Consider the following 12,287-nt stretch of genomic DNA (forward strand, 5'->3'; position numbering starts at 1 on the left):
CCGACTGAAGGAAATATCGATGTTGTCCATGCTGCGCCGGATGCTGCCCGATACTCAGCTAGTCAGCAAAACGGAGCGGCTACGCGCCTCGTCGGGTGCGCTTTTGGGAATATTGATCACCGGGTTTGTCGCTGGCCTCGCCGTCGGCCTTGACCCCGCCCTGCCCGCGCTCATTGCGCCGATGGGGGCTTCAGCCGTATTGCTGTTCGCCGTCCCGGCCAGTCCCCTCGCCCAACCATGGTCGATCCTTGGTGGAAATACGGTGGCTGCTATCACGGGTGTATCGGTGAGCCTGCTGGTTGCCGATCCATTCGTTGCAGCGGCGCTGGCGATCGGCATCGCCATCGGACTGATGATGACGCTTCGCTGCCTTCACCCGCCGAGCGGCGCAATCGCATTGACCGCCGTGCTCGGAGGGCCTTCAATCCACGATCTCGGCTACACCTTCGTCATATGGCCTGTTCTTGGAAATTCTTTGGCTTTGCTTGCCGTCGCGCTGCTTTACAACAATGTCACCGGCCGCAGATATCCGCATCGAGCAAGCCTTGCTCCAGTCGATCACCGAACCAGGGATCCAGCGCCCATCCAGCGAATTGGTTTCTCTTCGGACGATCTGGACGAGGTGCTGAAGGACTATGATGCATTTCTCGATATCGATCGGGATGATCTCGAATCCATCCTGAGACGCACCGAGCTGCGCTCCTATCGCCGCCGGGCAGGCGATCTGACCTGCAAGGAAATCATGTCCAGGGATGTCGTTGCGGTGGCACCGGATGAGAGCTTGCGCAATGCCCACGTCATCATGCGCAGCCGTCACCTGAAGGCACTGCCAGTCACCAATGATGCAGCCGAAGTCGTCGGAATCGTTACCCAGACCGACTTTCTTGACAAGCCCAACTGGATAAAAGGAGATCCGACAATCGGTTTTCGTCACCGTTTGCGGCTGATTGCACAGGGCGCCTCGGCGGCCAATGGGACGGTTAAGGACATCATGACATCCCCCGTCAAAACGATCCGCCCTGACGCGTCACTCTCCGATGCGATCATCATGTTTGCGGAGCAGGGGCTGCACTATCTGCCGGTGGTCGCGGAAAACAGGAAAATGGCCGGCATTCTCTCGCAATCGGACGTATTGATAGCCACGCTCGAGGCGGCGACAAAAGGCGACGGTCGCCTATAGAGACGTCGTTAGCGATCGGTCCGCTTTGCCTTCAGGATCCGCTTCCAGATCGTTCCACCGAGGAATTTGTTGAAGACGACAAAATAGGCGACGATCAGCGCGAAACACAAAAGCGCCGGCCATCCGTCAAGTGCGAAACCACCATCCGTGCGACCTCCGAAAATCGACGCCACCAGAAATCCGGAAGCCCAGAAAATCGTGAAGAAATCCAGGATGGCAGCGAGAACGATCCGCCATGTTGCGGGCTGTCTGGTGATATTGGCGGCGTCGCTCATTTATAGTCTTCGATCCTTTATATTGCAGCGCTCATGAAAGAGGCGCCTCGCGGCGCCTCTGATCAGAACGGAATATCGTCATCCAGATCGCGGGAGAAGTTTCCGCCGCCGGACTGGCCGCCACGGCCGCCCTGCCCGCCACCTTGATTGCCACCCTGGCCGCCAGAGCGCGGGCGATCGTAATCATTGCCGCCGCCACCATAACCGCCGCCGAAGTCGTCACCGCCACCGCCGAAGTCGCTCGAACCGCCGCGACCGCCGCGATCACCGCCGCCTTCGCCGCGACCGTCGAGCATGGTCAGCGTTGAATTGAAGCCCTGCAGCACGACTTCCGTCGAATAACGGTCATTGCCGCTCTGGTCCTGCCACTTGCGGGTCTGCAGCGCGCCTTCGATATAGAGCTTGGCACCCTTCTTTACATACTGCTCGACAACCTTGCACAGGCCTTCGTTGAAGACGACGACGGTGTGCCATTCGGTCTTTTCCTTGCGCTCGCCGGAATTGCGATCGCGCCAAGTTTCCGACGTCGCGATGCGAAGGTTGGCGATCGGACGGCCGTCCTGGGTCCGACGGATTTCCGGATCTGCACCCACGTTGCCGATCAGAATGACCTTGTTGACGCTACCTGCCATAATCTTCTCACCTTACTTTGCCGCCACCGCGGCCTAAATCCAATCCGTTCACCATAGACCATAGGCCGGGCAAGGCGCGACCTCCCCCCTACCCCTCATCCACAGTTTACAACATTGCCGAGTCTGAACTTGCGGCCGTCAGCGGCCTAAATTTTGTTCTTTATTTGTTCTGTTTTATTCCTATACTCCTGTCAACGGAGTCGGAACCGTAGCCGATTGCGGCAGTTTCGCCTCGACAGGCGCGGATCAATGACTACATAAGGGCCTTCAAATCCTCCCAGATGGGCCTCTCCAAAGGCATGACGATGAGCGAACTCAAGACCATTTCCATTCGCGGTGCGCGCGAGCACAATCTGAAGGGCGTCGATCTCGACCTGCCCCGCAATTCGCTGATCGTGATGACCGGCCTTTCAGGCTCGGGCAAGTCCTCGCTTGCCTTCGACACGATCTATGCGGAAGGCCAGCGCCGTTATGTCGAAAGCCTGTCGGCCTATGCCCGCCAGTTTCTGGAAATGATGCAGAAGCCGGATGTCGACCAGATCGAAGGCCTGTCGCCGGCGATCTCGATCGAACAGAAGACGACCTCGCGCAACCCGCGCTCGACGGTCGGCACGGTCACCGAAATCTACGACTATATGCGCCTGCTTTTTGCCCGCGTCGGCGTTCCCTATTCTCCCGCCACTGGCCTGCCGATCGAAAGCCAGACGGTCAGCCAGATGGTCGACCGCGTGCTTGACTTCGAGGAAGGCACGCGCCTTTACATCCTCGCGCCGCTGATCCGCGGCCGCAAGGGCGAGTACAAGAAGGAACTCGCAGAACTGATGAAGAAGGGCTTTCAGCGCGTGAAAGTCGACGGCCAGTTCTATGAAATCGCCGATGTGCCTACCCTCGACAAGAAATATAAGCACGATATCGATGTCGTGGTCGACCGTCTGGTCGTCCGGCCGGATATTGGTGCAAGACTGGCAGACAGTCTTGAAACCTCGCTGAAGCTGGCCGACGGTCTCGCGGTCGCAGAATTTGCCGACAAGCCGCTGCCGGCAAACGAAACAGCTGCCGGCGGTTCGGCCAACAAATCGCTCAACGAAACCCATGAGCGCGTGCTGTTTTCGGAAAAGTTCGCCTGCCCGGTTTCCGGCTTCACAATTCCGGAAATAGAACCCCGACTGTTCTCCTTCAACAACCCTTTCGGCGCCTGCCCCACATGCGACGGCTTGGGTTCACAGCAGAAGGTAGACGAGAATCTCATCGTTCCGGAGCCGGCGCGCACGTTGCGTGATGGCGCGATCGCGCCTTGGGCCAAGTCTTCTTCACCCTATTATAATCAGACGCTTGAAGGCCTCGGAAAGGTATTCGGCTTCAAGCTGTCCGACCGCTGGGACAATCTTTCCAGCGACGCGCAGGCGGCGATCCTCAAAGGCACCGAGGAGAAGATCGAGTTCAACTATGTCGACGGCGCCCGTTCCTACAAGACGGTCAAGAATTTCGAAGGCATTGTGCCGAACCTCGAGCGTCGCTGGAAGGAGACCGACAGCGCCTGGGCGCGCGAAGAGATCGAGCGTTACATGTCGGCGGCCCCCTGCCCGGCCTGCGCCGGTTATCGGCTCAAGCCGGAAGCGTTGGCGGTGAAGATCAACAAGCTGCATATCGGCGAAACGACGGAAATGTCGATCAAGGTTGCGCGCGACTGGTTTTCGGCGCTGCCCGAGCACCTGAACACCAAGCAGAACGAGATCGCGGTGCGGATCCTCAAGGAGATCCGCGAACGCCTGCAGTTTTTGAACGATGTCGGGCTCGATTATCTCAGCCTGTCGCGGAATTCAGGGACGCTATCGGGCGGTGAAAGCCAGCGCATCCGGCTTGCCTCGCAGATCGGCTCGGGTCTGACCGGTGTGCTTTACGTGCTCGACGAACCGTCGATCGGCCTGCATCAGCGCGACAATGCCCGGCTTCTCGAAACGCTGAAGCACCTGCGTGATATCGGCAATACGGTTATCGTCGTTGAACACGACGAGGATGCGATCCTGACGGCCGATTATGTCGTCGACATCGGCCCCGCCGCCGGCATCCACGGCGGCACTGTGGTCGCCGAAGGTACGCCGCAGCAAGTCATGGCGAACCCCAAGTCACTGACCGGTAAATACCTGTCGGGCGAACTCGGCGTCGCCGTTCCGGCCGAGCGCCGTAAGCCGAAGAAGGGCAAGGAGATCAAGGTCGTCGGGGCTCGCGGCAACAATCTCAAGAATGTCACGGCATCGGTGCCGCTCGGCGTTTTCACGGCGGTTACCGGCGTGTCGGGCGGTGGCAAGTCCACCTTCCTGATCGAGACCCTCTACAAGTCGGCTGCCCGCCGTGTGATGGGCGCGCGCGAAATCCCGGCGGAACACGACCGCATCGACGGGTTCGAGCATATCGACAAGGTGATTGATATCGACCAGTCGCCGATCGGCCGCACACCGCGCTCCAACCCGGCCACCTATACAGGCGCTTTCACGCCGATCCGTGACTGGTTCGCCGGCCTGCCGGAGGCGAAGGCACGCGGTTATGCGCCCGGTCGTTTCTCGTTCAACGTCAAGGGTGGTCGCTGCGAAGCCTGCCAGGGTGACGGTGTCATCAAGATCGAGATGCACTTCCTCCCGGACGTCTACGTCACCTGCGATGTCTGTCACGGCAAGCGCTACAATCGCGAAACGCTCGACGTGCATTTCAAGGGCAAGTCGATTGCCGACGTGCTCGACATGACGGTCGAGGAAGGGGTCGAGTTCTTCTCGGCAGTCCCGGCTGTGCGAGACAAGCTGCAGGCGCTGTTCGATGTCGGCCTCGGCTATATTAAGGTCGGCCAGCAAGCGAACACGCTGTCGGGTGGTGAAGCGCAGCGCGTCAAGCTCGCCAAGGAACTGTCGAAACGCTCTACCGGCCGCACGCTCTACATTCTCGACGAACCGACCACCGGCCTGCATTTCCATGATGTCGCCAAACTGCTGGAAATGCTGCAGGAACTGGTCAACCAGGGGAATTCCGTCGTGGTCATCGAGCACAATCTCGAAGTCATCAAGACGGCCGACTGGATCATCGACATCGGTCCCGAGGGCGGCACCGGCGGCGGTGAGATCGTCGCACAGGGTACGCCAGAACAGATCGTCAAGGAGAAGCGGTCCTATACCGGTCATTTCCTCAAAGAGCTTTTGGAACGGCGCCCGGCGAAAAAGGTCGAGGCTGCAGAGTAACGCAGGAAGCCATCAGGAGGGAAGATGAGCAAGAGTGGTACGATCCGCAGCGGTATCGGCGGCTGGACCTTCGAGCCTTGGGAGGGCACATTCTACCCCGAAAAGCTCGCTAAGAAACGGCAGCTGGAATATGCCGCGAGCAAGCTCTCGGTGATCGAGGTCAACGGCACCTATTACGGTTCGCAAAAACCTGAGACCTTTGCCAAATGGGCTTCGGAAGTGCCGGACGGCTTTATATTCTCGCTCAAGGCCAGCCGCTTCACCACAAACCGCAAGGTTCTGGCGGATGCTGGCGAGTCTATCGAGAAATTCCTGACGCAGGGACTGGTTGAGCTGGGAGACCATCTCGGCCCCCTGCTCTGGCAATTCGCGCCGACCAAAAAATTCGAGCCTGAAGATTTCGAGGCGTTTTTGAAGCTGCTGCCGGAAAAGCTGGAGGGCCTGCCACTGCGCCATGTCGTCGAGGTTCGCCACGATAGCTTCAAGGTGCCGGAATTCGTGGCGCTTTTGGAAAACTACAATATTGCACCGGTCTGCGCCGAGCATTTCGACTATCCGATGATCGCCGATGTCACTGCCGATTTCGTTTATGCGCGCTTGCAGAAGGGCTCGGACGATATTCCGACCTGTTATGCCGATGGAGACATGAAAGAATGGGCAAAGAGGCTCACCACCTGGGCCGAAGGTGGCGTGCCGAACAGCTTGCCGCTGGTCGATGAAAAACGGACGGTGAAAAGAGAACCGCGTGACGTGTTCGCCTTCTTCATCCACGAAGGCAAGGTGAATGCTCCGCAGGGTGCGATGGCCATGCAGGCGCTGATCGGCTAATGCAAATCCAGCAAAGGTGGGAACCGGTTCTGCGTCCAGAATTGCGTTGAAAGAAGTAGATAGAGCGGTTTCGCGTTTCAAAGAAAGGCGGAAACGCTCTAAAAACGGGCCACAAGGTTGGCCATGGCGTGGCCTGCTTGTCCGGCAAGATCCTCGGCTGTCATATAGGGTCCGGCCAGTCCGGCAGCCTCACCGTGCAGATAGACACCTGCGGCAGCCGCCTCGAAAGCCGGCAGGCCCTGCGCCAGAAAAGCGCCGATCATGCCAGCCAAAACATCGCCGGATCCCGCGGTGGCAAGCCATGGCGGGCCGTTGGTGTTGATCGCAACGCGACCGTCAGGCAAAGCGATAACCGTGTCCGCCCCCTTATAGACGATTGCCGCATGGGCACGCCGCGCCGCTTTCAACGCCTTATCCGGCTTACTCAATGTCTCGTCGGCAGCGATATCGGGAAACAGGCGACCGAACTCCCCCTCATGCGGGGTCAAAACCAGGTGTATCTCGCCATCCTCAAAAGCATCGAACAAGATGGCAGGATCATCCCTGAACGAGGTTATGCCGTCTGCATCCAGCACGAGCGGGTTGGCTTTCAACGCCAGCACGAAGTCGCGGGCGCGGCTGCCGACGCCAAAGCCGGGACCAAGAACAAAGGCCGACAGTTTGGCGCTCTCCAGCCAATTGCTCAATTCTGCGTGGGTATCGACCTTTTTCAACATCACGGCCGTAAGCTGCGCAGCATTGGCCGCCATCGCGTCTTCAGGTGACGCTAGCGTAACCAGCCCCGCCCCGGTCTTCAGGCCGGCGATTGCCGACAAGCGTGCGGCGCCTGTTTTGGACGTCTCTCCCGAAAATACAGCAAGGTGCCCTCGCCGGTATTTGTGACTATCAGCACTGACAAACGGCAGATGCGCCGACCAGATCGGCGGCCCGTTTTCAGATATCGAGCCTCCGGCAGCCTCGATAATGCGCCGAGGAATGCCGATGTCGGCAACTTCGATGTCTCCGCAGAGAGACTTTCCGGGAAGCAGGAGATGGCCCGGCTTCCTCGTCATGAAGGTTATGGTGCAATGCGACTTGAAAGCGGCGCCGAGAGGCTTGCCGCTTCGTCCATCGACACCCGAAGGCAGATCGACCGCCAGCACCGGCACTCCGGCTCTCTCCACCGAGGAAATCACGCCCGCGATCTCGTCTGAAACCTTGCGCGATAAGCCTGCGCCGAAAAGCGCATCGATAACGACATCACCGGGCTGCGGCTGGAACTTGCGAAGCGGAGCGACGCTGCCGCCCCACAACTGGAAAGCCAGCGCGGCATCTCCTTTCAGATCATCGGGATCTCCAAGAGCATGAACCGATATCTCTGCGCCACTATCCGCGAGCTGTCGCGCGGCGACATAGCCGTCTCCCCCATTGTTTCCCGGTCCGCAGAGAACGGCGAAACGCACCGCAGCGGGAAAATGAGACAGTGCAGTTGCCGCAACGGCGTAACCGGCACGCCGCATGAGACCGAAGGATGGAATCCCCGATTCCGCCGACATGCGATCGGCGCGCGCCATTTCGTCAGGCGTCAGCAGAATATGCGATGGAAGGTAGGCCATACCGTACTTCATCTCAAACCCGCATAAAATACAAGCAAAACTGGCCGACCTCAAAATGAACAATAAAAGTTCATTTGCATACTCAATGTGCAAATCGATTTCGATTGTATCCGTTCGAGATTTCGCATTTCTGTCACGAAACGAGCCGGTGCGGCGTCATTTCACATCGGACTCGGTGAAAATGGAGTGCTGGCGAGGCTTTCCGGCATGGAAACGGACAGGAATACGTGCAAAATGAGAATATCCTTTTGAAAGTCCAACATTAGTTTGGCACGATATCTGCATTGGCATGGCCGAGTGGGTCGACGACCCGCGCATGGGGAGAAGCGGAGATATAGTTTCTCATGAAGAAGATCGAAGCGATCATTAAACCTTTCAAGCTCGACGAAGTGAAGGAAGCCCTTCAGGAAGTCGGATTGCAGGGTATTACGGTAACCGAAGCCAAAGGTTTCGGTCGCCAGAAGGGCCATACCGAACTTTACCGCGGCGCCGAATACGTCGTGGACTTCCTGCCCAAGGTTAAGGTGGAAGTGGTTCTTGCCGACGAGAATGCCGAAGCCGTTATCGAAGCGATTCGAAATGCGGCACAGACTGGACGGATTGGCGACGGCAAGATATTCGTTTCCAACGTCGAGGAGGTCATCCGTATCCGCACAGGCGAAACGGGTGTAGACGCGATCTAGCCGCTCGGCGTGACCGTTCATATCGTTACTGAAATCGAGGAACCTGTAATGACGAGCGCAAGCGAAATCATGAAACAAATCAAGGAAAACGACGTAAAGTTCGTTGACCTTCGCTTTACCGACCCGCGCGGCAAGCTGCAGCATGTGACGATGGATATTTCCGCCGTCGACGAGGACATGTTCGCCGATGGTGTCATGTTCGACGGTTCCTCGATCGGTGGCTGGAAGGCGATCAACGAGTCCGACATGGTGCTCATGCCCGATCCGGCCACCGTGCATATGGACCCCTTCTTCGCCCAGTCGACGATGGTCATCTTCTGCGACATCCTCGACCCGGTTTCAGGCGAATCCTACAACCGCGACCCGCGCGGTACGGCCAAGAAGGCGGAAGCCTATCTCAAGGCATCCGGTATCGGCGACACGATTTTCGTTGGTCCTGAGCCGGAATTCTTCGTCTTCGACGACGTGAAGTACAAGGCAGATCCGTACAATACCGGATTCAAGCTGGACTCATCCGAACTGCCGTCGAACGATGACACGGATTACGAGACCGGCAATCTCGGCCACCGTCCGCGCGTCAAGGGCGGCTATTTCCCGGTTCCGCCGGTCGACAGCCTGCAGGACATGCGTTCAGAAATGCTGACCGTGCTCACCGAAATGGGCGTGGTCGTTGAAAAGCATCACCACGAAGTGGCTTCCGCCCAACACGAGCTTGGTGTCAAGTTCGACACGCTGGTGCGCAACGCCGACAAGATGCAGATTTACAAGTACGTCGTGCATCAGGTCGCCAATGCCTACGGCAAGACGGCCACCTTCATGCCGAAGCCGGTTTATGGCGATAACGGCTCAGGCATGCACGTACACCAGTCGATCTGGAAGGACGGCAAGCCGACTTTCGCCGGCGATGAATATGCAGGCCTGTCGGAAAGCTGCCTCTATTACATCGGCGGCATCATCAAGCATGCCAAGGCGATCAACGCCTTCACCAACCCGACGACGAATTCCTACAAGCGTCTGGTTCCCGGTTATGAAGCTCCAGTTCTGCTTGCCTATTCGGCTCGCAACCGTTCCGCTTCCTGCCGCATTCCGTTCGGCTCCAACCCGAAGGCAAAGCGCGTCGAGGTCCGTTTCCCCGATCCGGCACAGAACCCCTATCTCGGTTTTGCCGCCATGCTGATGGCGGGCCTCGATGGCATCAAGAACAAGATCCATCCGGGCAAGGCGATGGACAAGGATCTTTACGACCTTCCGCCGAAGGAATTGAAGAAGATCCCGACCGTCTGCGGTTCGCTGCGTGAAGCGCTCGAAAGCCTCGACAAGGATCGCAAGTTCCTGACAGCCGGCGGCGTGTTCGACGACGATCAGATCGATGCCTATATCGAACTGAAGATGACCGAAGTGATGCGTTACGAAATGACGCCGCACCCAGTCGAGTTCGATATGTATTATTCGGCGTGATCGGCCGGATAAAACGACATGCGGTTTAAACCGCATCCAGAAACGGCGGGCTTTCCCGCCGTTTTTCTTTTCAAACGGTCTCAGCCGCACGCGGCAATATTTTATTCCTGGTGAAAGATGGCTCCCCAAGCAAAGCCTGAAACAGGCCGGCCTGTCGACTGGCTGATTTTCTCCCTCGTCCCGATTTTCTTTTCCAGCAACATGATCTTCGGTCGCGGCATTATCGGTGATGTCGCGCCCTATACAACGGCTTTCCTGCGCTGGGCTGGATCGACCGCGATCATGCTACCTTTCATCTATTCCGATCGCCGCGCCAGCGCGCTTTTCGTGCGCAACCACTTCTGGCTCTGGCTGCTGCTAGGCGGGCTGGGCATGGGTATCTGCGGTGGCCTCGTCTACTGGTCGCTGACCTATACGAGCGCTGCCAATGGCACGCTGATCTATACAACCTCTCCGCTTTTCATCATCCTGTTCCAGTGGATGTTCAGCGGCCGCACGATCAGCGGGCGGGAACTGGCCGGCATGCTGGTGGCCTTTGCCGGCGTGATTTCGATCGTCTTGCGCGGCGATCCCGCAGCGCTTCTCAATCTCAGCTTCAATATCGGCGATCTCGGCATTCTCGTCGCCGCCATTTCCTTCGCTATCTATTCGATATTGTTGAAGAACCCCGCCCTCCGGCAACTTTCCCCCCTGGCGCTGTTCGGCATCATCGCTCTTTCAGGTGCGCTGGTTCTGCTGCCGCCGAGCATTTGGGAGGTCCTGCATGCAGAGCCTGTCCCGGACTCGGCCTCAGACTGGTGGAAAATCGCCGGCATGGTCGTCTTTGCTTCTCTTGCCGCCTTCTTCTGCTTTCAGCATGTGGTGCGTGTATTCGGGCCGGCGACGGGCGGCATAACGCTCTATCTCATGCCTCCGGTATCCATTGTCATGGCGATGTTTTTCCTTGGAGAGCCATTCGAGACTTACCATGCTATCGGTATCGTGCTTGTATTGGGTGGTGTCGTACTTGCATCTCTTAAAGGCAGGAAACACATTAAGGAGTGAAAGGCGGCGGAAGAGCTTCGGAAACACCACATCTTGATGTTTCAGCCGCTCACCACCACATTATTCTGTGAAAGGACATCGCACCATGAAACAGAAAAACGCAAAATTCACGATTGGGGAGGTCGTCCGTCACAAAGTATTCCCGTTCCGTGGCGTCATATTCGATGTAGACCCGGAATTTGCGAATACTGAAGAGTGGTGGAATTCGATCCCGTCGGAAATCAGGCCCGCCAAGGACCAGCCATTCTATCATCTGCTCGCCGAAAACGACGACACCGAATATGTCGCTTATGTTTCGGAACAGAATCTCGAGCACGACGAGAGCGAACAGCCGCTGCGCAATCCGCAGGTCTACCAGATTTTCGAACCGCGTGACGGCGGCCAGTTCAAGCCCAAGATGATCCTGGCGCATTAGGCCGTCTACAGCCCGAACGAAAAAAGCCCGGCATGACCGGGCTTTTTTCATGACAGCGGATCACCGCCAGCGACAGGAAAGTGGCTTGCCGCGCATGCAGCTTACTAGCCGAAGATTTCGTGGCTAAGGAGCTTCCAGCTCTCTTCGTCGGTTGCAAGCAGCAAGCCGCCGTCGACATGATGAGGGAGATAGGCGGAGCCATCCAGCCTGCGGATGTAACCGCCCGCTTCCGTGCCGATCAATGTCCCTGCAAGATGATCCCAGGGCATCAACTTGTTATAGATCGCGAACTGGACATGACCGCCCGCAAAGGTGCGGTATTCATGGGCTGCACAGCGATAGCTGGCGAAAAGCCGAACCTTGGCGAGATTGGCCAGGATCTTCTCACGCTCGTGACCGAAGAAATAGCCTGCCGAAGCCATGCCGATCATGTCGCCGAGGGGCTGGGGGGCTGCGACGGCCAGTTTTACCGCCTCTCCATCCGGGCGACGAAGGAATGCACCGGCACCTTTCTCCGCCATGACCCAGTCATCACCCATCGGATCGTAGATGATGCCGGCCACCGTTTCGCCCTTGTAGACGACTGCCGCCATGACTCCGAAGGCGGGAATGCCGGAGGCGAAATTGAAGGTTCCGTCGATCGGATCCACGACGACGGCCAGTTCCGCATCGGCCAGTTTGCCGAGCAGAGACGGATCTGCCGCAACGGATTCTTCGCCGACGAAAAGTGCGCCCGGCACCACATTGTCGATCTCCCGCCGGATCATGCGTTCTGCCGCTTCGTCCGCCTCCGTCACCAGATCCGACGGCTCGCTTTTGGAGCGGATGTCATCGCCACCCAGACGACGAAAGCGAGGCAATATTTCGGCCTTGGCGGCAGCTTTCAGGAGGTCGGCAAGCTTCAGGACGTCGAGCGGCAAAGTCATTTGAAATCCAATCTGCGTTTTAAG

At 58.0% G+C, this 12,287-nt stretch carries 11 protein-coding genes; 7 read left to right on the top strand and 4 right to left on the bottom strand.

What is annotated here, in order from left to right:
- Window positions 1–19 precede the first annotated feature (19 nt).
- Window positions 20–1,180, top strand: a complete 1,161-nt coding sequence (locus JZX87_RS11570) for an HPP family protein (RefSeq protein WP_206825619.1) — start codon at window positions 20–22, stop codon at window positions 1,178–1,180.
- A gap of 8 nt (window positions 1,181–1,188) precedes the next feature.
- Here the strand turns inward: JZX87_RS11570 and JZX87_RS11575 are convergent, their stop codons facing one another.
- Together JZX87_RS11575 and JZX87_RS11580 are read right to left on the bottom strand one after the other, a co-directional pair.
- Window positions 1,189–1,455, bottom strand: coding sequence for an RDD family protein (locus JZX87_RS11575; protein WP_206825621.1), 267 nt, complete (start codon window positions 1,453–1,455; stop codon window positions 1,189–1,191).
- 62 nt (window positions 1,456–1,517) lie between these two features.
- Window positions 1,518–2,087 (bottom strand): single-stranded DNA-binding protein, encoded by a 570-nt coding sequence (locus JZX87_RS11580; protein WP_206825622.1) that lies wholly within the window; start codon window positions 2,085–2,087, stop codon window positions 1,518–1,520.
- Window positions 2,088–2,392: 305 nt separating this feature from the next.
- Between JZX87_RS11580 and uvrA the strand changes: the two genes are divergently transcribed.
- The gene (uvrA, locus tag JZX87_RS11585) at window positions 2,393–5,314 is read left to right on the top strand and encodes an excinuclease ABC subunit UvrA (protein WP_206825627.1); all 2,922 of its coding nucleotides are present in this window, start codon (window positions 2,393–2,395) and stop codon (window positions 5,312–5,314) included.
- A 24-nt stretch (window positions 5,315–5,338) separates the two neighbouring features.
- Window positions 5,339–6,142, top strand: a complete 804-nt coding sequence (locus tag JZX87_RS11590; protein WP_206825628.1) for a DUF72 domain-containing protein — start codon at window positions 5,339–5,341, stop codon at window positions 6,140–6,142.
- 98 nt (window positions 6,143–6,240) lie between these two features.
- Here JZX87_RS11590 and JZX87_RS11595 read toward each other — a convergent pair whose 3' ends face one another.
- Window positions 6,241–7,737 (bottom strand): NAD(P)H-hydrate dehydratase, encoded by a 1,497-nt coding sequence (locus JZX87_RS11595; protein WP_206825629.1) that lies wholly within the window; start codon window positions 7,735–7,737, stop codon window positions 6,241–6,243.
- 344 nt (window positions 7,738–8,081) lie between these two features.
- Between JZX87_RS11595 and JZX87_RS11600 the strand changes: the two genes are divergently transcribed.
- The 4 genes from JZX87_RS11600 (at window position 8,082) to hspQ (ending at window position 11,337) form a co-directional block, all read left to right on the top strand.
- Window positions 8,082–8,420, top strand: coding sequence for a P-II family nitrogen regulator (locus JZX87_RS11600; protein WP_003515720.1), 339 nt, complete (start codon window positions 8,082–8,084; stop codon window positions 8,418–8,420).
- Window positions 8,421–8,468: 48 nt separating this feature from the next.
- On the top strand, window positions 8,469–9,878 hold the full coding sequence (glnA, locus tag JZX87_RS11605) for a type I glutamate--ammonia ligase (protein WP_112455651.1): 1,410 nt from the start codon (window positions 8,469–8,471) through the stop codon (window positions 9,876–9,878).
- Window positions 9,879–9,995: 117 nt separating this feature from the next.
- Complete coding sequence (locus JZX87_RS11610) at window positions 9,996–10,922, top strand: DMT family transporter (RefSeq protein WP_206825630.1); 927 nt, start codon at window positions 9,996–9,998, stop codon at window positions 10,920–10,922.
- An 85-nt stretch (window positions 10,923–11,007) separates the two neighbouring features.
- Window positions 11,008–11,337, top strand: coding sequence for a heat shock protein HspQ (gene hspQ, locus JZX87_RS11615; protein WP_148144349.1), 330 nt, complete (start codon window positions 11,008–11,010; stop codon window positions 11,335–11,337).
- Between the two features lie 104 nt (window positions 11,338–11,441).
- Here the strand turns inward: hspQ and JZX87_RS11620 are convergent, their stop codons facing one another.
- On the bottom strand, window positions 11,442–12,263 hold the full coding sequence (locus JZX87_RS11620) for an inositol monophosphatase family protein (protein ID WP_148144348.1): 822 nt from the start codon (window positions 12,261–12,263) through the stop codon (window positions 11,442–11,444).
- Window positions 12,264–12,287 lie beyond the last annotated feature (24 nt).

The sequence above is a fragment of the Agrobacterium sp. Ap1 genome (assembly GCF_017313375.1).
Lineage (GTDB): Bacteria > Pseudomonadota > Alphaproteobacteria > Rhizobiales > Rhizobiaceae > Neorhizobium > Neorhizobium cellulosilyticum.